A 21,614-nucleotide genomic window follows, 5' to 3' on the forward strand; every position below is an offset into this window, starting at 1 on the left:
CACCGTCTAATCAATACAGTCTTATCCACACAGGACCACCGCCCATGATAGATCCGCAATGGCCCAAGGGGTTTGCCATCCATCCACGTCAGACGTCCATCGATCGGGCGCTGATCGATGCCTTCAGAACCGTGCCTGCGGCACACGTGAGTGATTGCCTGGGTAGGCTCATCGGCGGTATTGGGCTGCACGCCTATCACGGCGACATCGGTGCAACGATGTGCGGTACGGCGTTCACCGTGCGCGTGCGCCCCGGTGACAACCTGATGATCCACAAGGCGCTGTTGATGGCCGAGCCCGGCGATGTGATTGTCGTCGACGGCGCGGGTGACCTGACACAGGCCGTCGTCGGCGGGCTGATGCGCACGTCCGCGATCGCCAGAAAGTTGGGAGGCCTCGTCATCAACGGTGCGGTGAGAGACGTCGCGGAGTGGGCCGAAGGCGGCATGCCGATCTACGCCCTGGGCCACACGCATCGTGGACCCACGAAAAATGGCCCGGGAGAGATCAATGTACCGGTGGTGTGTGCGGGTATGGTCGTGGCGCCAGGGGATCTCGTCATCGGGGACGCCGATGGTGTCGTGAGCGTCGGAAGAGATCAGCTCGAGTCGTTGTTGCCGCTGGTCAAGGCTCATGCCGCCAACGAGGATCGAATCCGGCAGGTCAACGCCGAGCGAGGCGGTGACGAAAATCGCATCGATGACCTGCTGAGATCATTGGGCTGTCCGGTCTAGCGGATCGGCCGGTTCGGCGGGATCCTTCGGCAAGGTGTCGTGGATCGCCGATACTAGTCGTGGATCGCCGATACTATATGTAGTGTGAAAGCGCGCCGAGTGACACAAGTCGCTCGGCGTTTTGCGTTGGATGAGATGAGGATTTCTTTCCTTGACAGGGCGGGAGGCCCGCAACGATGCGGGCTACAGGAAGACGCTATTTTGTCCACAGGAATATCACAGAAAAAGACCACATCTATGCTTGGAAAATGCGCTGCCTACCATATATAGTGTTTTTTCAGGGACGGTGGGGCCGGTGAAAAACCGTGTTTCTCGTGCCGTCAGAGCCCGCGCCATCGGCTGTCGATGGACGTCTTTCCATGTCACGGATGGTAGTGATTATCATGAGCATCACGATCTATAGCAAACCCGCCTGCGTCCAGTGCAACGCCACTTATCGTGCCTTGGACAAACAAGGGATCGACTATACCGTGGTCGATTTGACACAAGACGCTGACGCGATGCAGCGCGTTCAGGATTTGGGTTATCGCCAGGTACCGGTGGTGGTCGCGGGCGATGACCATTGGGCCGGATTCCGTCCGGACAAGATCAGCACGCTGGTTGCCTGATCTGGCGCTTCATACGATTTCGCTGTTGTTAAGAATCTGTTTACGATCTCGCGAGCTAGAGCCAAACGAGGCGAAAGCACTTAAGGAAGCGGAATTTACATGGGGTTAAATGAGCATTCCGAAAGTGTTTGACTCACTTCGCTCGCCCTACGGGCCAGCCTTCGGCTGTTGTCTCCGCTGCGCTCCGGCTCAACAAAGTTTGGCCGACGCGCAGCAGATCGTAGGCAGGTTCTAAAACCGCGCGGGGGCGCAGGAGATTCGTCATGGCTGGGCTGGTCTATTTTTCGACCAAATCAGGCAATACGCGGCGCTTCGTGGAGAAACTGGGTCTACCGGCCAAGCGCATTCCGCTGAGCCGTGACGATCAGCCCCTGCGGGTCGACGAGCCCTACATTCTCGTCGTACCGACTTATGGAGACGGTGACCCGCGCACTTCGGTGCCGGCGCCCGTCATTCGTTTTCTGAATGATGAACATAATCGGTCCCTGATCCGTGGCGTGATCGCCGGTGGCAACACCAACTTCGGTTCGGCCTTCGGCCTGGCCGGGCGAGTCGTCGCGCGGAAATGTCAGGTACCGCTTCTCTACCGTTTCGAACTGATGGGCACCGCAGAGGATGTCCATCGTGTCCTAGCAGGGGTGAACGAATTTTGGAAACGCTCAGCCTAGAAAAAGAGCCGACAGCGCGGCCCGCCGCTGGCGCCGGCCATAACGCCAAGGCGCTCGACTATCACGCCCTCAATGCCATGTTGAATCTGTACGACGCCAATGGCCGTCTGCAGCTCGACAAGGACCGCGAAGCGGCGCGTCAGTATTTCCTGCAGCACGTGAATCAGAACACCGTGTTCTTCCACTCGCTGAAGGAAAAGCTCGACTACCTGGTGGAAGAGGGCTACTACGAGCAGGAAGTGCTCGACCAGTACGACTTTGCCTTCGTCACCGCGCTGTTCGATCAGGCTTATGCGGTGAAATTCCGCTTCCAGAGCTTTCTGGGCGCGTTCAAGTACTACACCAGCTACACGCTGAAGACCTTCGACGGCAAGCGTTACCTTGAGCGTTTCGAGGATCGCGTGTGCATGGTCGCGCTGAGCCTGGCGCGGGGCGACGAAACGCTCGCCAGGCAACTGGTCGACGAGATCATTCATGGCCGTTTCCAGCCGGCGACCCCGACCTTCCTCAACTGCGGCAAGAAGCAGCGCGGTGAGTTGGTATCGTGCTTCCTGCTGCGCATCGAGGACAACATGGAGTCGATCGGCCGCTCCATCAACTCGGCGCTGCAGCTCTCCAAGCGCGGCGGCGGGGTGGCGTTCTCGCTGTCCAACGTGCGTGAAGCCGGCGCCCCGATCAAGCGCATCGAGAACCAGTCCTCCGGCATCATTCCGATCATGAAGATGCTCGAGGACGCCTTCTCCTACGCCAATCAGCTGGGTGCGCGACAGGGCGCCGGGGCGGTCTATCTCAACGCCCACCATCCGGACATCCTGCGCTTCCTCGACACCAAGCGCGAGAACGCCGACGAGAAGATCCGCATCAAGACGCTATCGCTGGGCATCGTGATGCCGGATATCACCTTCGAACTGGCCAAGCGCAACGAGGACATGTACCTGTTCTCGCCCTACGACGTGGAGCGCATCTACGGCGTGCCGTTCGGTGATATCAGCGTCACCGAGAAGTACGAGGAGATGGTCGCCGACGGGCGTATTCGCAAGAAGAAGATCAACGCCCGCGAACTGTTCCAGACCATTGCCGAGCTGCAGTTCGAGTCTGGCTATCCGTACCTGATGTTCGAGGACACGGTCAATCGCGCCAACCCGATCCACGGCCGGATCAACATGTCGAACCTCTGCTCGGAGATCCTGCAGGTCAATACGCCGACCGAGTACGACGACGATCTCGGCTACCGTCGCATCGGCGAGGACATCTCCTGCAACCTGGGCTCGCTCAACATCGCCAAGACCATGGATTCGCCGGATTTCGGCGCCACGGTCGAGACCGCCATTCGTGGCCTGACCGCAGTCTCCGAAATGAGCAACATCACCTCGGTGCCGTCGATCGCCGAAGGCAACGCCAAGTCCCACGCCATCGGCCTGGGGCAGATGAACCTGCATGGTTATCTGGCGCGTGAGCATATTCATTACGGTAGTGAGGAAGGGCTGGATTTCACCAACATCTACTTCTATACCGTGGCATTTCATGCCATCCGCGCCTCCAATCGTATTGCGATCGAACGCAATCAGCGCTTCGCCGGCTTCGAGAAATCCACCTACGCCAGCGGTGAGTACTTCGACAAGTACACCGAGCGCGAGTGGCTGCCAAAGACCGAGAAGGTACGCGAGCTGTTCGAGAAGAGCGGGATCCAGATCCCGACGCAGGACGACTGGCGCGAGTTGAAGGCCTCGGTGATGGAACATGGCCTGTTCAACCGTAACTTGCAGGCGATCCCGCCGACCGGCTCGATTTCCTACATCAACAACTCCACCTCGAGCATCCACCCGGTCACGGCGAAGGTCGAGATCCGCAAGGAGGGCAAGCTGGGTCGGGTCTATTACCCGGCGCCGTACCTGACCGACGAGAACCAGGAGTACTATCAGGACGCCTACGAACTCGGCCCGGAGAAGATCATCGATACCTACGCCGAGGCGACCCAGCACGTCGACCAGGGCCTGTCGCTGACGTTGTTCTTCCGCGATACGGCGACGACCCGCGATGTCAATAAGGCGCAGATCTATGCCTGGCGCAAGGGCATCAAGACGATCTACTACATCCGTCTGCGTCAGGCCGCGTTGGAAGGGACCGAGGTAGAAGGTTGCGTCTCCTGCACGTTGTGATGGCGCCAAATGGCTGCGCTCGGCCATGCTGTGTTGAAAGTCGGCTGGTACGCCAGCCCGGTCGAAATGCTCATTTACACCCGTAAACTCCGCGTTCTCGCCGACTTTCGCCTTGCCTGACCATCGCTCGCCGATTTGGCGAGTGGTGATGTCATAGTCGATTGCCGCGTAGTTTTGATACAAATCGAGCGACGCGCCGAGTAAGGCTCGGCGCCAACCGAACGAGAACACTCTCATGGATATGCCCGCAACCTCTGCCGCCCGCCGCCTGAGCCGGGTCGATGCAATCAACTGGAATCGTCTGCAAGACGACAAGGACCTGGAGGTCTGGAATCGTCTGACCGGCAACTTCTGGCTGCCGGAGAAGATTCCGCTCTCCAACGACATCCCGGCCTGGAATACGCTGACCGAGCTTGAGCAGCAGTTGACCATCCGTGTCTTCACCGGCCTGACCCTGCTCGACACCATTCAGGGGACGGTCGGTGCGCCGACGCTGATCGAAGACTCCGTCACGCCGCACGAAGAAGCGGTGTTCACCAACATCAGCTTCATGGAGTCGGTCCATGCCCGCTCCTACAGCTCGATCTTCTCCACGCTCTGCCACACCCGTGACGTCGACGACGCCTATCGCTGGAGCGAGGAAAACCCGTTCTTGCAGAACAAGGCGGAGCTGATCCTCGAACGCTACCGCAGTGAAGACCCGCTGATGCGCAAGGTCGCCAGCGTGTTCCTCGAGTCGTTCTTGTTCTACTCCGGCTTCTACCTGCCGATGTACTGGTCGAGCCGCGCCAAGCTGACCAACACCGCAGACCTGATCCGTCTGATCATTCGCGACGAGGCGATCCACGGTTACTACATCGGCTACAAGTTCCAGCGTCAGCTGGCCAAGCTGCCGGCGGAGCGTCAGGAAGAGATCAAGATCTACGCCTACGAGCTGCTCCACGAGCTCTACGACAATGAGGTCAAGTACACCGAAGCGCTCTACGACGACGTTGGCCTGACCGAAGACGTCAAGAAGTTCCTCCACTACAACGCCAACAAGGCGTTGATGAATCTGGGCTTCGAAGCGCTGTTCCCGTCCAGCGTCACCGACGTCAGCCCGGCGATCCTTGCCGCGCTCTCGCCCGGCTCCGACGAGAACCACGACTTCTTCTCCGGCTCCGGCTCCTCCTACGTCATCGGCAAGACCGTCAGTACCGAGGACGAAGACTGGGCGTTCTAAGACACCTTGCCGAACCGGAAATGCTGGCAAGGTCGACCAGGCTGGTTTTGCCACCCTAATGACGTCTTCCAGGCGGCGCTGGACGACGATCGTCCGTGCCGGGTCTTGCGTCATGGGTGAGGCGATTCTGGCATCTGAGTGATGCCAGAATCGCCGAACGGATTGGCCATGAATGGCCAACCCCGGCCCTGCAAGCGGGACAGGATGTTTTAGCGCAGCAGGACGCAAGAGGCGCGTTGGGCAGGGATGCCCTTTCGCGCCGACCCGAGCGCGGGCGATTGGCGTTCAGGGTTTCGCCGTCTGTGGCGTCAAAAAGGGGAGCGCGAGGGGCTTGCCCCTCGCATTTACGAGCAAGAGGATAGTTAAGACTCGGTCAGTGGTAAGCTGATGCAGCGTGAATTCGTTGCTTTGGCGAACAGCCGCTCTTTCACTGTCCGCGCAGGCGGTTCCATTTCCCATCTTTTGCCGATTTCGTGATTCGAGCTTCCACGCTCGCTGCACACTGCGTGCAAGAAACAGGACGATAGTGATCGTGCACCGCGTCTCGGTGCGCAACCTGGAGCGTGAAAATCATGAAGGTATTCAAGAAAAGTCTACTGGCGCTGGCCGTTGCCGCTTCCACTTTGTCACCGCTCGCGATGGCCGCCGCGACCCCCGAACAATCGCAGCCGTCCGTCTCCGAGGACACGCGGCATCATCGCGGCAATCCGCTCAAGGAGGCCGTCGTTGCCAGCTGGAACCTCAGCGATGACCAACTGGCAAGTCTCGCGCAGGCAGACAGTGACTTCCATGCCGGGCTGCGGCAACTGCATGGCGATGATGTCAAGGCATCGCCGGATCAGCGGCGTGCCGCCCTGGAGTCGTTACTCGAAAAACAGCGCGATCAGTTGAGCGGCGTTCTCAGCGACGAACAGCTACATGCCTATCAGATGATGGAGCGTCCCCGCGCGTTGATGATGCGCCACCACGAGCATGGGCCGCGTCCTGATCCTGAACAGATGGCCGAGCGCTGGGCGCAGCGTTTCGAGCCGCTGTTCGCCAGTTGGAACCTGAGCGAGCAGCAGAGCGCCGAGGTCAGAAACGCCGAGCGCACTTTCTTCGACGGCCTGCATCAGCTCAAGCGCCCGGATGTCGCGGCCCCGGATGCCCGCGGCGCGCAGTTCAAGCAACTGCTGGAACAGCGGCATGCCGCGCTCTCCGAAGCGCTCGACGACGAACAGCTCTCCGCCTACGAAGCGCTGACCAAGCCGCCACGTGGTCCTCATCACGGTCCGCGTTACGAGTTGCAGTCGCCCAAAGCTGGCTAATTGTGCCAGACTGACGGACCCTTCTCCGCAAGGGCCTCAGTAGTCAGAGCGCCCTGCGGGGCGCTCGCCGTTTATCACCATCACATCGCGGTATCATCGACCGGGCATGGAGACAGCTCCCAGGCCCCGTTCTATGCGTCGTGGGGCACTCGTCGCCCATACGCACTCCACAGCACACAGGCCGTCAGCGCCATGGCGAGGCCGAGCCCGACCACCCCCGACCAGCCAAAACGGTCGAACAGTGCCGCCGAGGATACGGAACCAAGAGCTCCGCCCAGGAAGTAGCTGGTCATGTAGCCGGCGTTCAAGCGATTGCGCGCTCCGCTGTCGAGGCTATAAATCAGATGCATATTGGTGACATGCACGGCCTGTGACGCCAGATCGAGCAGCACGATACCGACGAGCAGCACGACGACTTGATACGGCGCGGCCCCCAGTAGTCCCCAGGCCACCACCAGGATCGTCAGTCCGAGCCACGTGGTCAGACGTGACTGGCCAAGATCGGCCAGCTTGCCGGCCTGGCGCGTGGCCAACGCGCCCACGGCCCCGGCCAGGCTGAACAGACCGATCGTGGCATCGGAGAAGCCGAAAGGTGGCGCCGAAAGCAGGAAGGCGATCGATGTCCAGAAGGCGCTGAACATGCCGAAGGACAAGAATCCCAGCGCGGTGCGCAAGCGATATAGTGGATAACGTACGAAGAGTTCAGCGATGGAGATCAGCAGGCGTGCATAGGAGAGGCCCGCCGAACGTCGATGGGACGGCAACGCTCGGTACAGGACGATGGCATTGACCAGCATCAGCATCGCCGCGACCCAATAAACCGTGCGCCAGTTGCCCAGCGTCGACAGCGCGCCGGCCACTGCCCGGGCCAGCAGGATGCCCAGCAACAGACCGCTCATCACCGTGCCCACGACCTTGCCCCGCTCCTCCGGCGTGGCCATCGTCGCCGCGAACGGGACCAGCACCTGTGCCACCACCGAGAACGTGCCGGTGATCGCCGTGCCCACCAGCAGCATCGGCAAACCGACAGCATTGGCGCTGATCAGCAGACCTATCGCCGTCAGCAGCATCATGATCAAGATCATCCGCCGCTGCTCGAACAGATCGCCCAACGGCACCAGAAACAGCAGGCCTAACGCGAACCCCATCTGCGCGACCGTGACGATGATCCCCGCCTGCGCGAAGGACGATAGATCGAGGCTTTCGGCAATGGTATGTAATAGCGGTTGGGCATAATAGTTACTCGCCACCGCGAGGCCGGTCGTGATCGCCATCAACAAGACCAACCAACGACTGAGGGGAGGATGTGACGGAGACGCCTCCTGCATGGGCGGATTTCCTGTGCCGGATTTGCGAGAAGCCAGAAGTATAACATCGGTGCCGATCGGCCCACTCGGCAGCTCTTTGAGGAAAGGCGACATGGAACGGGGTTTTCGCGTTTTCTGAATCAGGACGCCTGACGTATCGGTATCGGCTTGTTAGTCTTTAGGCGAATCCCCGATCGGAATGCCTCATGGAAGATCAATGGCTGACCTGGGCCAAGCGGCTCTCGGCCTTGGCCGATACCGGCCTGCACTACTGCCGCGACAAGTTCGATCGCGAGCGCTATGAAGAGATAGCCGAACTGTCGCGGTCGATGATGGCGGCGCTGGGAACGGTGCCGCTCGAGCGGATCGCTGCGGCATTGGGGGAACGCGACGGGCACGTCACGCCCAAGATCGATGTGCGCGCGGCGATCATCGACGATGGCAGGATTCTGTTGGTGAAGGAGAAGATGGATGGCCGTTGGACAATGCCCGGCGGTTATGCCGAAGTTGGCGTATCGGCAGCCGACAACACGGTCAAGGAAGTGTGGGAAGAGGCCGGGATCAAGGTCGCGGTTTCGCGGCTCTACGCGCTTCGCCACAAGGCGCGGCACGCCTATCCGCCGGACGTGCTCGACTTCTATAAACTGTTCTTTCTGTGCGAGAGGCTGGACGATGCTCCGCTCGAGCCGGGGCATGAGGTCCACGATGCCGCCTATTTTCCTGCCGACGACTTGCCGCCCCTCTCCGAGCCGCGCGTCATTGCGCGGGACATTGCCGATGCCTTCGCCTTCCATGCCGATCCCGCTCGGGCGGCGCTGATCGACTGAGGGCCGCGCCTTCGACGGCGCCTAGAAAGATTCCCACTCCTCGACCGGTTCGCGCACGGTCTCGGCGGTCGGTTTACCTGGCATGGGCAACCGATTCGTCGCGGGCGTGGGCGTTCGTGCCGGGGTGCGTTCGTCGATCGATGCCAGACGAAACACCGCGACCGCCGATTGCAGTGCCTCTGCTTCCTGTTCCAGAGCCCGCGAGGCGCTGGCCGCCTGCTGAACCAGCGTGGCATTCTGCTGGGTGACCTCATCCATCTGCGTGACCGCCTGATCGACCTGACTGATACCGTGGCTCTGTTCCTCGGAGGCGGCGGCGATCTCGCGCATGATCTCGTTGACCCGTGTGATCGCATTGACCACGTCGCCCATGGTCGCGCCGGCCTTGTCGGCCAGCTCGGCGCCGCTGTCGACGTGTTCGGCAGCGCTTTGAATCAGCTCGCGGATCGCCTTGGCGGCATCCGCCGAGCGCTTCGCCAATGTCTGCACCTCGTTGGCGACCACGGCGAAACCGCGACCCTGCTCCCCCGCGCGAGCGGCCTCGACCGAGGCGTTGAGGGCGAGGATGTTGGTCTGGAACGCCACCGAATCGATGGCGTCGAGCAATTCGACCGCTTGTCGGGACTGCTGACTGATCTCATGCATCGTCTTCACGACGCTGCCCACCACTTCCCCGCCTCGGTGAGCGACGCCGGTGGCGTCGTCGGCGAGATGGCTGGCCCGAGTGGCGTTGTCGGCATTCTGGCGTACCGTCGAGGTCAACTCCTCCATGCTGGCGGCCGTCTGTTCGAGCGAAGCGGCCTGCTGCTCGGTGCGCGAAGAGAGGTCAGTATTGCCGCGGGCGATGTCGGCGGCGCCGTCGTGAACGTTATTGCAGGCGCGGCGGACGTTGCCGACAGTGTTGGAAAGATGCGACTGCGTCTGCCCCAATGCCGCGAACAGGCGGCCGATCTCGTTGTTGCCGCGGCGCTCGACGGCGTGCGAGAGATCGCCCTCGGCCAGCCGCTCGCAGTGAATCACCAGCCGCTTCAGGGGGCGGATGACGTTGACAGTGACGCCCCACAGCACGATGCCGGCGAGCACGAGCGTGACGACGACCCCCGCCAGGATTCCGGTGTTGAGCCAGTCGACGCGCGTCGCGCCCTCGCCGGACAAGGATTGTCCGCCGCCATTCACCGCATAGGTGGCCAGGCCAGCCATACCCAGCACCAATGCCGTGAAAGTGATCAGTACGAGCAACCAGCTGGTTTTTACGGTCAAGTCGTCGATTCGTTTCATGCTTGGATCACCTACCCTTGGGATCGGAACGCAGGCGGCGCCTGTGCTAGGCCAAAGTGACGCCTTTGCGTGGGCGCCGAGTCGAGACTATCGGCAATAAAACGCTGGGCTTGAACGAAATCCGGCATGGTGAGGCAACCTGCCGCACCTTCTGTGGTCACAGAACGGAGAGTTCGAGGATGCGGTCAGAGGGGTGGCATCGATCAATCGAAGCGGAAGGGAGCAGGCATCGTGAACGCACACAAGATACTCTCGCAACTCATGAAACAAGCTGGCAGTGATCGAAAATGGATGCCCGGTGGCGGCGGATTCGACGTCAAGTCCCTGCTTGGCGGTGGTGCCCTGGGTATGCTGATCGGCAGCAAGCGTGGCCGCAGCCTGGGCGGCAAGGCGATCAAGTATGGCGCGCTGGCGGAGATCGGCGCCTTGGCGTGGAAGGCCTGGCAGGCCCACAAGGGCCAAGCAACCACATCGGAGGTCGAGGAAGGAAAACCACTGGAAACGCTCGACACCGGTGATCAGGAAGCCCGTAGCCGAGTCATTTTATGGGCAATGATCGCTGCCGCGCGTGCCGATGGCCACATCGACGCCGAGGAGCGTGCGGCGCTGGCCGAGCAGATCGATGCGCTCGGTGCCGATGACGAACTGCATGTCTGGGTCGAGCAGCAGATGTCGGCGCCGCTGGATGCCGAGGCGATCGCGCACGACGTCGATTCGCCCCAGGCCGCGCGGGAAGTCTATCTGGCCAGCGTAGCGATCATCGATGATCGGAATCCGATGGAACGCGCCTGGCTCGACCAATTGGCCAGTGCCCTCGAATTGGAGGATGGCCCGCGCCGGGAGCTGGAGCGCCAGGCACTGCAAACGCCGGCTTAGGAACGTCTGTCAAAGGTGTTGTTGTCCGGTTCCGTTACGCATATCAAGTAGGGTTCTGACACCGAGCCTGGAACTTGTCCCTGCTCGGACGTTGAGTCAGGGTTCCCAGGAAGGCGGCCAGCGACAGCAGGGCCACCAGGCTGCCGTAAACATAAGTGGTCGGTATCAATCCCAGGTACTGCGTCGCGATGCCACCACACAGTGCCAGGGTACTGGCGGACAAGTAGCAGATGACATAGAAGGCTGCCATCAATGCCGAGCGTTCGGTGGGCGGTGCCAACGGCATGACGATTCGCATGGCACCCATGAAGGCGGCGCCGAATCCGACACCGGCGATGGCGGTTCCCGCCAGCAGCACGCTGACCGCCGTCTGATAGACGCCGAGCAATAGCCCGAGCATGCCGACCATCAGGCAGGTGGTACCGATCAGCACGGTCCTTCGCGGCGGTCCGGTGCGCAGGATCAACACGCTGATACCCCCGATGAACGGCAGCAGGAAGGTGATCAGGCAACCGATCAGCGGATTGTGAACTCCGCTGATGCTTTCCACCAGAATGGGACCCAACGATAGCGCAAAGCCGCCCAATGCCCAGGAAGAAACGACGGCCGGAATGACACGAAACAATGGGCCGCGCACGGAGGGGGGAATGTGCGCGCGTGGCCGCAGTGACGCCAGCGCGCCCGGTCGGGGCGTCACGCTTTCCGGGATGCGCTTGAGCCATAGGCCGAGTACCACCAATAGCACGATCAATACGATGTAAACCAAGCGCATCGGCGCCGGTGCATAGGTCACCAGCGCCCCGGCGAAGAGCGCGCCGATACCCATGCCCGACAGCGGTGCGATACTGGCCATCACCGGGCCTCGCGTATGATCGCTGTCGAGCATTGCCGCAGCCAGGGCGCTGGTCACCACTCCCGTCGCGATGCCCTGGAGGATGCGCGCCGCCAGCAGCCATTCGAGTCCATCGGCCGCCCAGAACAGTCCCAGCGAGAGCAACTCTCCCACGATCGCGCCAGCCACGACCGGACGTCGTCCGACATGATCCGACAGCGAACCGGTAACCAACAGGGTGACGAGCAGTGCGAACACATAACTGGCGAAGACCAGCGTCAGCCACGTGGTCGAAAAATGCCAGTGTGCCTGATAGAGACGATATAGCGGCGTTGGCGCGCTCGACGCCGCCAGGAAGGTCACCATGAGAACGGCGTAATAGACCAGCGAGCCAAGCCGTGGAGAGGGGTAGACATTGGTCGATTGGGAAGTCGAGGGCGGTGACATGAGACAACCTGTTAATGCTAAAATTTAGCGTTAGCAGAGTCTGAACTGGGTAGATTCATAAAGCAAACATTTTGCGTTTGGTCGTTTGGGATGAGTCGTTTGGGATGAAATGGTCATGGCGATGAGAGAAGGCGTTCGTTCCGGCGGGCGCAGCGCCCGAGTCCAGGAGGCCGTGCATCAGGCGGTCAAGGAACTGGAACAACTCAAGACACGCGAGGAACTGACCGTGCCGCAGGTCGCGTCGCGGGCGGGTGTGACGCCGTCGACCATCTATCGTCGCTGGGGCAATCTGGCCGAGTTGCTGGCGGACGTTTCGCTCGAGCGACTACGGCCGGACGGAGAGCCTCCGGATACCGGCTCGCTCGCCGGCGACCTGCAGGCATGGGGCGAGCAGTATCTCGAGGAAATGACGTCTGCGCCGGGGCTGCGTGGCCTCAATGACGTCATGGCGAGCGCCGACAGTGAACGGCGCGAGTGTTGCTACCGTTACAGTGAGTCGATCATGGCCACGCTGTGTGCCCGTGCCCACGCGCGTGGTGAACCGGCGCCATCGGTCGATGCCCTGGTCGATGGCATCATAGCCCCGATGACCTATCGGCTGCTCTACGATCGCGAAACGGCAACGTCCGCACGGTTGAGTGAATGGATTGCACGAACGTTGGTTGCCATTGATTAGCCAGTCATTATTGGAACGGGTATCCACTTTCCAACCTCGATAGTAAAACTCAACCTTCGTCAACTTGATTAACATCGACGACATGAATTAACCTTGGTGAATTTTTCCCTTTAAATTCAATAATTTATTGCCGGTCTTCGGATGAGGGGGTATAGTCTCACTCTCCTTGGGGAGTAGCCGGTCGCCATTGTGAATGGCGATGTCCGTGTCAACACACTCGGCAGCAGCCGTGGCACGGACACCGATAGCGGTTGGCGAGACCATGGACACCATCGACGCAAGGTCGGGCGGTCCGGTGGTGTCGTGGCTTACGAACCGGCTGGATAGTGCCATGAATCCCGCATCCCTCATGTTGTTGGCTTTCGCCATGTCGACCGACGCCTTCGCCGCGTCCATCGGCAAAGGCGCTGCTCTCAAACGCACACGCTTTCCCGAAGCGCTACGTATCGGTGTCATATTCGGTACGGTCGAGGCGATCACGCCAGTGATCGGCTGGACGATCGGGTTGGCCGCGACACGTTTCGTTTCCGAATGGGATCATTGGATCGCCTTCGCTCTCCTGGGCGGTCTCGGGGCGCATATGATCTGGGAGGGGCTCAAGCCCGTCGCCAAGCACTCGGACGGTAACCAGACGCCAGCCCAGCGTAAGTCGGTCTGGCTGCTGGCGGCCATGGCGCTGGCTACCAGTATCGACGCCATGGCCGTGGGCGTGACGTTGGCGTTCGCCGACATCAATATCATGATTGCCGCGTTGGCGATCGGTTTGGTGACCATGCTCATGGTTACCGCCGGCATCATGCTGGGCCGCGTGATCGGCTCGCTGATCGGCAAGCGTGCCGAAATCGCCGGTGGCCTGGTACTGATCGCCATTGGCACCATGGTGCTCTACGAGCACCTGTTTGCTCATATGGGTTGAACCGCCGCCTCCCGACCCATACCTTTCCTGCCGCGACCGTGCACCATGCGGTCGTTTCGTGTTTGATTCTTCGACATGCAGATATTCAGGAGCCAATATGAAATCGCATCCCATTCGGGACAACGCGCTCAAGGCCGCGTTGCGCTCGCCTCAGTTTCGTCAGCAGCAGCAAAAACCCAAGAAAGGTAAAGGTAGCTATACGCGCAAGGGACGTGCTCCCCAGGGGAGGCACTATCGCCAAGCGGCCTGAGGAGCGTTTCGCCCTGACTGCTTCGCCATGGTGCCTTCCCGCCCGATACGCTCGCCAAGACATGTATTCACGGCATTGCTGAATGCCGCTCCCCGCCGTTTCGATGACGTCTATGCTGAGTCGTAATCACGTCAGGAAGCTCCCATGTCTACCTCATCCTCGCTGTGGCGATGCTCGCTCGCCGATTTTCAACACGCTGTCGAGACGCGCTCGACGCCGGGATGCGGAGCCGCTGCCGCGCTCAGCGCTTGCCTGGGCCTGTCGCTGATTCTCAAGGGAGTGCGACTGTCCGGCAGCGACAACGACCCGGAAAAGCGCGATCTACTCGTTCGCGGCGACGAACTGCATCGGACGCTGGCCGCCGCTGTCGATGATGATGCCGAGGCGTTTGCGGCCTGGCTCGAGGCGGGACGCTTGCCGGAAACGACCGACGCGGAGCATCGCCATCGGGCCGGCGCACTGGCACGGGCGAGGGCGGCTGCCGTGCGGATTCCTCTGGACGCGGCCGAGCGCTGCCACGACGTTCTGACCTTGGCGCTCGAAGCGATCGGCCCGACCGCGCCGGCGTTGAAGAGCGACACGCTATCCGGCGCGGCGATGGCCAGGGCGGCGCTGAAGGCGTTACTGATCGGCGTCGAGGCCAATCTCGACTCCTGCCCGGACCCGCGCGAACGCGACGCTATCGAGGCGCGTTGCCGGGATCTGCGGGCAACAGCCGAGCAGTGCTGCCAACGGCTGGGCATCTGACGGGCCCGCAAGCGGGACAATCCGTTGCCGGGGGGCTATCTTCGTTGGGTACCCACCTTGGAGCCAGCATCCTTGCTGCCGGGAGCGCCGAGACATGAGTAGCCAACTGCCACCGCGCGAACTCTCCTCCTCGCGCGATTGCCCGATCGTCGATGGCAAGCGCGCCATCCAGCACGTCTCGCCGCGTGGCGCCGAGGTCGGCGGCATTCCGATTCACCGCGTGTTGCCGTCGCGCCAGCGCCGCTTGATCGGCGCCTGGTGCTTTCTCGATCATGCCGGGCCGTCGATCTTCCGGGGCGACTCGCGCGGCATGCAGGTCGGCCCGCATCCACACACCTGCCTGCAGACTTTCACCTGGATGATCGAGGGCGAAGTGCTGCACCGCGACAGCCTCGGCAGCGAACCGGTGGTCCGGCCGGGGCAGGTCAACCTGATGACCGCCGGTTACGGCATCAGCCACACCGAACAGAGCGTCGAGGGCAGTGACTATCTGCACGCCGCCCAGCTATGGATCGCGCTACCCAAGGCCGAGCGTCACACGACACCACGTTTCGATCACTATCCGGACTTGCCGCGTTGGCGTCAGGGAAATGTCGAACTGACCCTGCTGACTGGAGAGTTCGGCGGCCGCCGTGCGCCGACGCTGGCGTTCACGCCGTTGGTGGACGTCGATCTGGCGGTGAAAGAGGCGGTCGTGGTCGCGAGTCGTTGACGCTTTCGTTGGCCGCCGGCGCGCGGGCGATTCTGATCGGCGGCGAGCCGCTGGAAGGCGAGATTCTGATGTGGTGGAACTTCGTGGGCGATAAGCAAGGCCGAGATCGCCGAGGCGCAAGCGGATTGGGAGGCTGGAAGTGAGCGTTTCGGCGAGATTCCCGCCTGGCCGAGCGAGCGACTCATGCCGCTTCCGCTACCATGGAAACTGCGCGATTGAAGCGGCATGCTCCGGCTTATTACGGTGCCAGCACGCTCCACCAGGCCACCAGCAACAGCAATAGTGCCAGTGTGCGGTTGAACCATTGCCACTGTCGCGGCGTACGGAACCACTGGGCGACGCCGCTTCCCATCAGCCCCCAGAGAGTGAGGCAAGGTATCGCTACGACTCCGAATGTCAGTGCCAGGACGGCTATTTCTGTTGCGCTCGATTCCGCGCCGGTGAATACGCCGACGACCGACAGTGCCATCATCCAGGTCTTGGGGTTCACCAGTTGCAGTCCGGCAGACTGGCGGGCGCTGAAGTTCGCTGATCGTTCGGTGCTGCCTTCCATCGGTGGTGGCGGGCTATGGTAAAGCCGCCACACCAGCCAGCTCAGCCAGACGACACCGGTCGCCGCCATCAGTCGGCGAATGATGGGGTCAGCCAGTAGTGTGTTCGTCAGCCCCCAGCCAACCGCCAAAACGATCGCCGCCGCTGCCGAGCTGGCGCCGAATACCGCAGCTAGCGCGCTTTTCCAGCCATGGCGCGTCCCCTGCGCCAGAATCAATAGATTGGTCGACCCAGGGGTGATCGAGGCGACGAAGGCAAAAAGAGTGAACGGCAGCCAGGAAGACATGAGCAACTCCGAGAAAGGCTTGGAGAACCACTATGGCGCTGGTCACTGTCCGGGTCTGGAAGGTTTGAGCACTCATCTGATTCAGATTTCGTGGTGCAGCCCACCGCTAGAGCCAATAAAGGCAAGCGGAGAGCGTCAACACCGAGCCGATCGTCGACAGCAGCACCGTGCGCGAAACCACCGCGGCTTCCCGGCGATAGAACTCCGCCAGCATGAATGGGCCGGTGCCGGTCGGCAGCGCGCTCATCAGCAGCGCGGACTTCGCCCATAGCGGCGGCAGCGCGAAGAGATGAAACGCCAGGTACCAGGTGATCAGCGGATGAAGCAGCAGCTTGATCCCGACCAGTCCCCAGGCGCCCTGGGCCGAGCCGCTCTGCTTCTGAGCCAGAAAGAGCCCCAGCGAGACCAGCGCGCAGGGGGTGGTGGCATCGCCCAGCAGTTCGAGGAATTCATCCAGCGGGCCAGGCAGCGTGGCGCCGCTCGAGGCCCAGCAGGCACCGAGGATCGGCGATACCACCAGCGGATTCTTCGCCAGCGCCTTCACGACCTTGGCGATAGCGTGGAGATGAGACTGCTCGGCCTGCAGGCCGATCTCGATGCACACCACGGCGATGGCGAACAGCACGCAGACCACGATCAAGGTGGCGATCAGGGCCGGTTCCAGGCCGGCCTCGCCCAGCACCAGCAGGCTCAATGGAATGCCCACGTAACCGGTATTGGCGTAGGCGGCACCGAGCCCGTCGATACTGGCATCGACCAAGTGGCGCTGACCGCGCAGCCGATAACCTAGCGTGATCGTGAAGATCAGTAGGGTGGGAATCGTCATGGCGGCGATAAAACCGGGATGCCATATCTCTACCCAACTGGCGGTCGCCGTCGTACGAAACAGCAGCGCGGGCAGGCAGAGCCAGACCACGAAGCGATTGAGCTCGGAGGCGGCCGTTTCGCCCAATCTCCCCGTTCGTCGGCATAGATAACCCACCAGAATCAGACCGAAGATGGGCAATACGACACTGATGACCGACGACATGGATTGGCGGCTCCCGAGCGAGTAAAAAAAAGAGACGCCAGCCTAAGCGGGTTTATCGATACCGTCTAATGCTGTTTAATCTTGGATTCAATGCTTAAAAAGTATCGATCTTGGATATCAGGCAACTGCGCTACTTCGTGACGCTGGCGGAGACGCTGCACTTCGGACGTGCCGCCGAGCGTTTGCACATCACCCAGCCGCCACTGAGCCGCCAGATAGCGGCATTGGAAGCGACGCTCGGCACGCCGTTGTTCGAGCGCCACTCGCGCGCGGTCACGTTGACGCCCGCCGGGGAACATTTTCTGGCACACGCCAGGCGGCTGCTTTCGGACCTGGAACTGGCGGTCCACGCCACGCGCAGCGCCGCCAACACCCGACGGCGCGAACTGCGCATCGGCTTCACCATGTACGCCGCCTGGAACCTGCTGCCGGGGCTGGTACGGGCCTACAGCGATGCCTATCCGGACGACACCTTGATGCTGGACGAGACGCTACCGCGTGATCTGCAGCAGGCGCTGATGAACGGCGAAGCCGATGTCGGCGTGAGTTTCCCCCTGCTGGTGGGCAGTTCGTTGCAATACCGTCCACTTTATCGCGAACCGCTGTGCGCGGTGCTGCCATGCGACCATCCCAGGGGCCGGGATGCCAGGATCGCCGTGGCCTCGCTGGCGGAAGAGGCCTTCGTGACGTTTCCCGAGGCGACAGCCCCGGCGCTGTACGAAGCTGTCATGAGCTGCTGTCGCCGCGCGCGTTTCGAGCCTCGGATCCGGCTGCAGACGCATCTGCAGCAGACCATCGTCAATCTGGTCGCGGAGGGGCTCGGCGTGGCGCTGGTGCCAGGCTCGATGCGGCGGATTCGACTGCCGGGGGCGGTCTTTCTTCCACTCGACGAGTCGCCGGTGATCGAGCAAGGCATCTATTGGCACCCGCGTAATACCAATCCCGCGCTGGCGGCGCTGCTCGAGCGTGCCGAATCCCGTTTTCCGGGAGCATGAATGTGGGCTCAGGCCGGTCGTTGGCACTGGCGTCGATAGTCGGCCGGCGTCATCCCGTAGGCGCGTCGGAACCAGCGACCCAGATGGCTCTGGTCGGCGAAACCGAACTGGCCGGCCACGTCGACCGGAGTTTCCCCTGCGGCCAGCCAAGTGGGGCAGCAACCGTTGCAACAATTCATCGAGCACGTCGTCGCGCTCGAGCCGCCAGGTTGGTTGACGCAATACCGCGAAGGCGCGTGCGACGCATGCGGTCAAGCGCGGGTCGCGACGAGGGTCGTGGCGAACCCGGGCTCGCCGAAGGCGGGTCCGGCTTCCGCCAGTTGGCGCAACCCGCGCTGCAGCCAGCCTGCGTCGAGATAGAGCATGGTGTAGGTGAAACCACCATGCGCCGGCGCATGGCCGTCGTGGATCTCTCCGGGCTCGACGAAGAAGAGTTGCCCTGGCGTGCTGTCGTGCCGGGAACGGCGATAGTGAAACTGCTGCAAGCCCTGTTCGGTGAAGCCGACCAGATAGCTGTCGTGCCAGTGGGGGTCGTAGGCGTGTCCCTCGAAGTGGGCGCGGATCGTCTCGATCCCCGTGTCGCCATCCTGCTGCAGATCGATCCAGTTCGTCGATACCATGCTACCTCCAGCCTCGGTATGCTCGTCGATTCGCCGAGACGCAATGGTCGTTTCAGCATGCCAGAGTGGGATGCTTCTGTCTGGAACGTTTGTGCAGAGTTCGGGCCTGGTTTCAGTCCGGTATCGGCGCTTCGAAGGTGTCTCGTCGGCGCACCGTTAGCGTGGTGCCAATGGAAGCAACGATGATCAACCCGATCGCGAGCCACTGCAATCCACCGAGATGCTGGCTCAGCAACAGCAGCCCGGAGAGCGCACCGATCGCCGGTTCCAGACTCATCAGCGTACCGAAGGTCTGCGTCGGCAAGCGCGGTAGCGCGATCATTTCCAGCGTGTAGGGCAGGGCCGTGGAGAGAATCGCGACCGCCAAGGCGAACGGCAGCACTTCCGGGGCAAAGATTGCCGGGCCGACATCGATCAGCCCAACCGGGGCGATCACTACCGCGGCAATGGTGATACCGAGCGTGGCACTCTGGGCGCCATTGACCGCCCCCGCCTTCTGTCCGAACAGAATATAAAGTGCCCAGCATACGCCGGCGCCCAGTGCGCAGGCAGCGCCGTAGGGATCGACGGGGCCATTGCGGTCGTCGCCAAGCAGCAGCAGTAGAATCAGGCCGAGCACGGCGAACGCCACCCAGAGCAGATCCAGCCAACGCCGGGAGGAGAGCATCGCCACCGCCAGTGGCCCGGTGAATTCCAATGCCACGGCGATGCCCAGAGGTACCGTGGAGAGCGCCTGGTAGAACAGCAGATTCATCACCCCCAGGGCGACGCCGTAAATGACGGTCGATTTCCAGGCGCGACGACTGAGTCGTTGGCGCCACGGGCGCATCACGATCAATAGCAGTGACGCGGCGAGAATCAGGCGAATCGAGGTCGTGCCGGTGACGCCGATGACCGGAAACAGCGACTTGGCGATGGAGGCGCCGCTCTGGATCGAGCACATTGCCACCAGCAGCATGACGACCGGCCAGAGCTTGGCAACGAGTTCTCGAACGGCGACTGACATGACACCTCCTTTTGCCTGCGGCATGATGGCTTGCCAACAGAAACACAAGGGCCTGTGGATGCTCACCTCGATGCCAAGGGCTTGCTGGTAGCTAATCAACAGGCCCTAGAATGGCTTCGTGCGCGACCGTGGCGATCGGCGGTGTCGCGCGTCTCGCACTTCATCATGCTTACCGAGGCATGTAGCGTCTCCCGAGCGACGCTGCCGATCGTGTGAACGGCCGACGGTATTCGGCGAGAGTCGCGATTGTACGAATGGGCAATATAATGCACAAGTCCAACGAGCGCCCCGATGTGCTGGTCCACGTCGCAGCCAATGTCAGACGTCTGAGGCAGGCGGCCGCTTTGAGCCAGCAGGCACTGGCCGAGCGTGCCGGTGTCAGCCGGCGAATGCTGGTCAATATCGAAAAAGGCGACGTCAACGTCAGCCTGGGGACTCTGGATCGCCTGGCCGAGGCGCTGGGCGTGCTGTTCTACGCGCTCGTGCAGCCGCCGGACAGCGGGGATTCATCGCGGATCGATGAAATTGCCTGGGTAGGGAAGTCGCCCGACAGCCGGGCGCGGCTGCTGGCAAGCAAGCCGGCGCGGCAGGAGGTCGAACTGTGGTCCTGGTCGCTGGCCCCAGGGGAGAGCTACGCATCCGCGGCCGACAATGCCGGCTGGCATGAGATGCTGGTGGTGATCGAAGGCACGCTCACCCTGGTGCTGGGAGAGCGCGAAATCGTGATCGAAGCCGGCGACTTTCATGTCCGCCCCAGCGACCGGCCCTACCGCTATCGCAACGATGGCCCGGCGCTGCTGAGATTCATCCGCAATGTGGTCTACTGAACTACAGGCTACGGAGGCCGGCTTTGGGGCGCTGTGGGCATCGGTTACGGGTTACGAGTATCGATATCGGTCGAGGCGGCCGCGATAGACTTCTTCGATCCGCCGCAAGGCGTTCGAGCCGTAGACCTGGCGCTTGGGCGCAGGTGAAAGGTCGACGCTGTCGATCATCGCCCGGGCCACTTTGTCTCCGTTGCTGAAAATACCGAAATCCTCGACATTCTCATTGGCCAGCGCTTGGCGAATCTCACCTGCGGGCGTGTGGTCGTAAACTGCCATTGGCGGCGGGCTGATCAGGCCGGCGCCGAAATTGGTAGCGGTCGGGCCGGGCTCGGCCAGGGTGAATTCGATGCCGAACGGCGCCACTTCCTGGGCCACGGATTCGATGACGTTGCCCACACCCTGGGAGCGGGGCGTCTGCAGACGCTGCGCCATGTCATGTTGCCACTGGTGGGGGGCGGTCTGGCGGCGGGTTTCTTTACCGGTTTTCTGCAGTCGTTCGAGGAGCTGACCGTGGCACTGTTCATCGGCGGCGGCATCAAGACGACCCTGCCGCGGCAGATGTGGGACAGCATTCTGCTCCAGGCGACACCGATGATCGCTGCGGCCTCGGTGATCGTGTTGGCGATCGTGCTGGTGCTGTTTCTGTTGGTCGAACTGGTTCAGACGCGACGCGGCCGCGCCAAGGGACAGCCGATGATGGCTGCCTGAATTGGGGCCGGACCTGGCGTCGTA

The 21,614-nt window shown here is 61.9% G+C and carries 26 protein-coding genes and 1 riboswitch; of the genes, 17 read left to right on the forward strand and 9 right to left on the reverse strand.

Annotated elements, in window-relative coordinates; translation table 11 throughout:
* Positions 1–44 precede the first annotated feature (44 nt).
* The 6 genes from DOM57_RS16245 to DOM57_RS16270 all read left to right on the forward strand — a co-directional run bounded on the left by DOM57_RS16245 (position 45) and on the right by DOM57_RS16270 (position 6,698).
* Positions 45–734 carry an RraA family protein gene (locus tag DOM57_RS16245; RefSeq protein WP_110650239.1) on the forward strand — a complete coding sequence of 230 codons (690 nt, stop codon included), beginning with the start codon at positions 45–47 and terminating at the stop codon, positions 732–734.
* A gap of 383 nt (positions 735–1,117) precedes the next feature.
* Positions 1,118–1,342 carry a glutaredoxin-like protein NrdH gene (gene nrdH / locus DOM57_RS16250; protein WP_110650268.1) on the forward strand — a complete coding sequence of 75 codons (225 nt, stop codon included), beginning with the start codon at positions 1,118–1,120 and terminating at the stop codon, positions 1,340–1,342.
* 263 nt (positions 1,343–1,605) lie between these two features.
* A complete protein-coding gene (gene nrdI, locus DOM57_RS16255) occupies positions 1,606–2,010 on the forward strand; it encodes a class Ib ribonucleoside-diphosphate reductase assembly flavoprotein NrdI (protein ID WP_110650269.1) in 405 nt (134 codons plus the stop codon).
* Positions 1,992–4,169 carry a class 1b ribonucleoside-diphosphate reductase subunit alpha gene (nrdE, locus tag DOM57_RS16260; RefSeq protein ID WP_239496277.1) on the forward strand — a complete coding sequence of 726 codons (2,178 nt, stop codon included), beginning with the start codon at positions 1,992–1,994 and terminating at the stop codon, positions 4,167–4,169. Before nrdI ends, nrdE begins: the two co-directional genes overlap by 19 nt.
* Positions 4,170–4,410: 241 nt before the next feature.
* Positions 4,411–5,391 carry a class 1b ribonucleoside-diphosphate reductase subunit beta gene (nrdF, locus tag DOM57_RS16265; protein WP_110650270.1) on the forward strand — a complete coding sequence of 327 codons (981 nt, stop codon included), beginning with the start codon at positions 4,411–4,413 and terminating at the stop codon, positions 5,389–5,391.
* A 572-nt stretch (positions 5,392–5,963) separates the two neighbouring features.
* Positions 5,964–6,698, forward strand: a complete 735-nt coding sequence (locus DOM57_RS16270) for a hypothetical protein (RefSeq protein ID WP_110650241.1) — start codon at positions 5,964–5,966, stop codon at positions 6,696–6,698.
* Between the two features lie 131 nt (positions 6,699–6,829).
* Here the strand turns inward: DOM57_RS16270 and DOM57_RS16275 are convergent, their stop codons facing one another.
* On the reverse strand, positions 6,830–7,972 hold the full coding sequence (locus DOM57_RS16275; RefSeq protein WP_110650271.1) for an MFS transporter: 1,143 nt from the start codon (positions 7,970–7,972) through the stop codon (positions 6,830–6,832).
* Positions 7,973–8,211: 239 nt separating this feature from the next.
* Here DOM57_RS16275 and DOM57_RS16280 point away from each other — a divergent pair, with 239 nt between their 5' ends.
* Positions 8,212–8,832, forward strand: a complete 621-nt coding sequence (locus tag DOM57_RS16280) for an NUDIX hydrolase (RefSeq protein ID WP_110650242.1) — start codon at positions 8,212–8,214, stop codon at positions 8,830–8,832.
* Between the two features lie 21 nt (positions 8,833–8,853).
* Here the strand turns inward: DOM57_RS16280 and DOM57_RS16285 are convergent, their stop codons facing one another.
* Positions 8,854–10,110, reverse strand: coding sequence for a methyl-accepting chemotaxis protein (locus DOM57_RS16285; RefSeq protein WP_110650243.1), 1,257 nt, complete (start codon positions 10,108–10,110; stop codon positions 8,854–8,856).
* A 231-nt stretch (positions 10,111–10,341) separates the two neighbouring features.
* Between DOM57_RS16285 and DOM57_RS16290 the strand changes: the two genes are divergently transcribed.
* Positions 10,342–10,986, forward strand: coding sequence for a tellurite resistance TerB family protein (locus DOM57_RS16290; protein WP_204353004.1), 645 nt, complete (start codon positions 10,342–10,344; stop codon positions 10,984–10,986).
* Positions 10,987–11,029: 43 nt separating this feature from the next.
* Here DOM57_RS16290 and DOM57_RS16295 read toward each other — a convergent pair whose 3' ends face one another.
* Entirely contained in the window at positions 11,030–12,265 is a 1,236-nt protein-coding gene (locus tag DOM57_RS16295) for an MFS transporter (protein WP_110650244.1), read from the reverse strand.
* A gap of 115 nt (positions 12,266–12,380) precedes the next feature.
* Here DOM57_RS16295 and DOM57_RS16300 point away from each other — a divergent pair, with 115 nt between their 5' ends.
* The 6 genes from DOM57_RS16300 to DOM57_RS22390 all read left to right on the forward strand — a co-directional run bounded on the left by DOM57_RS16300 (position 12,381) and on the right by DOM57_RS22390 (position 15,709).
* On the forward strand, positions 12,381–12,941 hold the full coding sequence (locus DOM57_RS16300; protein WP_110650245.1) for a TetR/AcrR family transcriptional regulator: 561 nt from the start codon (positions 12,381–12,383) through the stop codon (positions 12,939–12,941).
* A gap of 156 nt (positions 12,942–13,097) precedes the next feature.
* Positions 13,098–13,271: riboswitch (yybP-ykoY riboswitch) on the forward strand.
* Position 13,272: 1 nt separating this feature from the next.
* On the forward strand, positions 13,273–13,857 hold the full coding sequence (gene mntP, locus DOM57_RS16310) for a manganese efflux pump MntP (RefSeq protein WP_110650247.1): 585 nt from the start codon (positions 13,273–13,275) through the stop codon (positions 13,855–13,857).
* A gap of 97 nt (positions 13,858–13,954) precedes the next feature.
* Entirely contained in the window at positions 13,955–14,107 is a 153-nt protein-coding gene (gene arfA, locus DOM57_RS16315; protein WP_110650248.1) for an alternative ribosome rescue factor ArfA, read from the forward strand.
* Positions 14,108–14,251: 144 nt separating this feature from the next.
* The gene (locus tag DOM57_RS16320; protein ID WP_110650249.1) at positions 14,252–14,854 is read left to right on the forward strand and encodes a cyclodeaminase/cyclohydrolase family protein; all 603 of its coding nucleotides are present in this window, start codon (positions 14,252–14,254) and stop codon (positions 14,852–14,854) included.
* Between the two features lie 94 nt (positions 14,855–14,948).
* Positions 14,949–15,566 (forward strand): pirin family protein, encoded by a 618-nt coding sequence (locus tag DOM57_RS16325; RefSeq protein ID WP_239496278.1) that lies wholly within the window; start codon positions 14,949–14,951, stop codon positions 15,564–15,566.
* The gene (locus tag DOM57_RS22390) at positions 15,563–15,709 is read left to right on the forward strand and encodes a pirin-like C-terminal cupin domain-containing protein (RefSeq protein ID WP_239496279.1); all 147 of its coding nucleotides are present in this window, start codon (positions 15,563–15,565) and stop codon (positions 15,707–15,709) included. The genes DOM57_RS16325 and DOM57_RS22390 overlap by 4 nt, the downstream gene beginning before the upstream one ends.
* A gap of 95 nt (positions 15,710–15,804) precedes the next feature.
* Here the strand turns inward: DOM57_RS22390 and DOM57_RS16330 are convergent, their stop codons facing one another.
* On the reverse strand, positions 15,805–16,404 hold the full coding sequence (locus tag DOM57_RS16330; protein ID WP_110650250.1) for a LysE family translocator: 600 nt from the start codon (positions 16,402–16,404) through the stop codon (positions 15,805–15,807).
* 106 nt (positions 16,405–16,510) lie between these two features.
* Positions 16,511–17,434 (reverse strand): AEC family transporter, encoded by a 924-nt coding sequence (locus DOM57_RS16335; protein ID WP_110650251.1) that lies wholly within the window; start codon positions 17,432–17,434, stop codon positions 16,511–16,513.
* 110 nt (positions 17,435–17,544) lie between these two features.
* Between DOM57_RS16335 and DOM57_RS16340 the strand changes: the two genes are divergently transcribed.
* On the forward strand, positions 17,545–18,429 hold the full coding sequence (locus tag DOM57_RS16340) for a LysR family transcriptional regulator (protein WP_204353005.1): 885 nt from the start codon (positions 17,545–17,547) through the stop codon (positions 18,427–18,429).
* A gap of 8 nt (positions 18,430–18,437) precedes the next feature.
* Here DOM57_RS16340 and DOM57_RS22080 read toward each other — a convergent pair whose 3' ends face one another.
* The 3 genes from DOM57_RS22080 to rhtA form a co-directional block, all read right to left on the reverse strand.
* Positions 18,438–18,608, reverse strand: a complete 171-nt coding sequence (locus DOM57_RS22080) for a helix-turn-helix domain-containing protein (protein ID WP_204353006.1) — start codon at positions 18,606–18,608, stop codon at positions 18,438–18,440.
* A 72-nt stretch (positions 18,609–18,680) separates the two neighbouring features.
* On the reverse strand, positions 18,681–19,049 hold the full coding sequence (locus DOM57_RS22085; protein WP_204353007.1) for an AraC family ligand binding domain-containing protein: 369 nt from the start codon (positions 19,047–19,049) through the stop codon (positions 18,681–18,683).
* A 112-nt stretch (positions 19,050–19,161) separates the two neighbouring features.
* On the reverse strand, positions 19,162–20,055 hold the full coding sequence (gene rhtA, locus DOM57_RS16350; RefSeq protein ID WP_204353008.1) for a threonine/homoserine exporter RhtA: 894 nt from the start codon (positions 20,053–20,055) through the stop codon (positions 19,162–19,164).
* Between the two features lie 266 nt (positions 20,056–20,321).
* Here rhtA and DOM57_RS16355 point away from each other — a divergent pair, with 266 nt between their 5' ends.
* Positions 20,322–20,882 (forward strand): helix-turn-helix domain-containing protein, encoded by a 561-nt coding sequence (locus DOM57_RS16355; protein ID WP_239496280.1) that lies wholly within the window; start codon positions 20,322–20,324, stop codon positions 20,880–20,882.
* A gap of 51 nt (positions 20,883–20,933) precedes the next feature.
* Here the strand turns inward: DOM57_RS16355 and DOM57_RS22395 are convergent, their stop codons facing one another.
* Positions 20,934–21,314, reverse strand: a complete 381-nt coding sequence (locus tag DOM57_RS22395) for a Rossmann-fold NAD(P)-binding domain-containing protein (RefSeq protein ID WP_239496282.1) — start codon at positions 21,312–21,314, stop codon at positions 20,934–20,936.
* Here DOM57_RS22395 and DOM57_RS22400 point away from each other — a divergent pair.
* On the forward strand, positions 21,306–21,590 hold the full coding sequence (locus DOM57_RS22400) for an ABC transporter permease subunit (protein WP_239496281.1): 285 nt from the start codon (positions 21,306–21,308) through the stop codon (positions 21,588–21,590). The genes DOM57_RS22395 and DOM57_RS22400 overlap by 9 nt on opposite strands.
* Positions 21,591–21,614: the final 24 nt, after the last annotated feature.

It is taken from the genome of Salinicola peritrichatus (genome assembly GCF_003206715.1).
Taxonomy (GTDB): Bacteria; Pseudomonadota; Gammaproteobacteria; order Pseudomonadales; family Halomonadaceae; genus Salinicola; species Salinicola peritrichatus.

Bases quoted from the DNA above. Each gene is read 5' to 3' on its own strand.
- DOM57_RS16245 (WP_110650239.1), top strand. From the start codon at position 45: ATGATAGATCCGCAATGGCCCAAGGGGTTTGCCATCCATCCACGTCAG.
- DOM57_RS16300 (WP_110650245.1), top strand. From the start codon at position 12,381: ATGGCGATGAGAGAAGGCGTTCGTTCCGGCGGGCGCAGCGCCCGAGTC.
- nrdF (WP_110650270.1), top strand. From the start codon at position 4,411: ATGCCCGCAACCTCTGCCGCCCGCCGCCTGAGCCGGGTCGATGCAATC.
- DOM57_RS16325 (WP_239496278.1), top strand. From the start codon at position 14,949: ATGAGTAGCCAACTGCCACCGCGCGAACTCTCCTCCTCGCGCGATTGC.
- DOM57_RS16270 (WP_110650241.1), top strand. From the start codon at position 5,964: ATGAAGGTATTCAAGAAAAGTCTACTGGCGCTGGCCGTTGCCGCTTCC.
- rhtA (WP_204353008.1), bottom strand. From the start codon at position 20,055: ATGTCAGTCGCCGTTCGAGAACTCGTTGCCAAGCTCTGGCCGGTCGTC.
- DOM57_RS16295 (WP_110650244.1), bottom strand. From the start codon at position 12,265: ATGTCACCGCCCTCGACTTCCCAATCGACCAATGTCTACCCCTCTCCA.
- nrdI (WP_110650269.1), top strand. From the start codon at position 1,606: ATGGCTGGGCTGGTCTATTTTTCGACCAAATCAGGCAATACGCGGCGC.
- DOM57_RS22395 (WP_239496282.1), bottom strand. From the start codon at position 21,314: ATGGCGCAGCGTCTGCAGACGCCCCGCTCCCAGGGTGTGGGCAACGTC.
- DOM57_RS16280 (WP_110650242.1), top strand. From the start codon at position 8,212: ATGGAAGATCAATGGCTGACCTGGGCCAAGCGGCTCTCGGCCTTGGCC.
- arfA (WP_110650248.1), top strand. From the start codon at position 13,955: ATGAAATCGCATCCCATTCGGGACAACGCGCTCAAGGCCGCGTTGCGC.
- DOM57_RS22085 (WP_204353007.1), bottom strand. From the start codon at position 19,049: ATGGTATCGACGAACTGGATCGATCTGCAGCAGGATGGCGACACGGGG.
- DOM57_RS16330 (WP_110650250.1), bottom strand. From the start codon at position 16,404: ATGTCTTCCTGGCTGCCGTTCACTCTTTTTGCCTTCGTCGCCTCGATC.
- DOM57_RS22080 (WP_204353006.1), bottom strand. From the start codon at position 18,608: ATGAATTGTTGCAACGGTTGCTGCCCCACTTGGCTGGCCGCAGGGGAA.
- DOM57_RS16275 (WP_110650271.1), bottom strand. From the start codon at position 7,972: ATGGCGATCACGACCGGCCTCGCGGTGGCGAGTAACTATTATGCCCAA.
- DOM57_RS16335 (WP_110650251.1), bottom strand. From the start codon at position 17,434: ATGTCGTCGGTCATCAGTGTCGTATTGCCCATCTTCGGTCTGATTCTG.
- DOM57_RS16320 (WP_110650249.1), top strand. From the start codon at position 14,252: ATGTCTACCTCATCCTCGCTGTGGCGATGCTCGCTCGCCGATTTTCAA.
- nrdH (WP_110650268.1), top strand. From the start codon at position 1,118: ATGAGCATCACGATCTATAGCAAACCCGCCTGCGTCCAGTGCAACGCC.
- mntP (WP_110650247.1), top strand. From the start codon at position 13,273: ATGAATCCCGCATCCCTCATGTTGTTGGCTTTCGCCATGTCGACCGAC.
- DOM57_RS16285 (WP_110650243.1), bottom strand. From the start codon at position 10,110: ATGAAACGAATCGACGACTTGACCGTAAAAACCAGCTGGTTGCTCGTA.
- DOM57_RS16355 (WP_239496280.1), top strand. From the start codon at position 20,322: ATGCACAAGTCCAACGAGCGCCCCGATGTGCTGGTCCACGTCGCAGCC.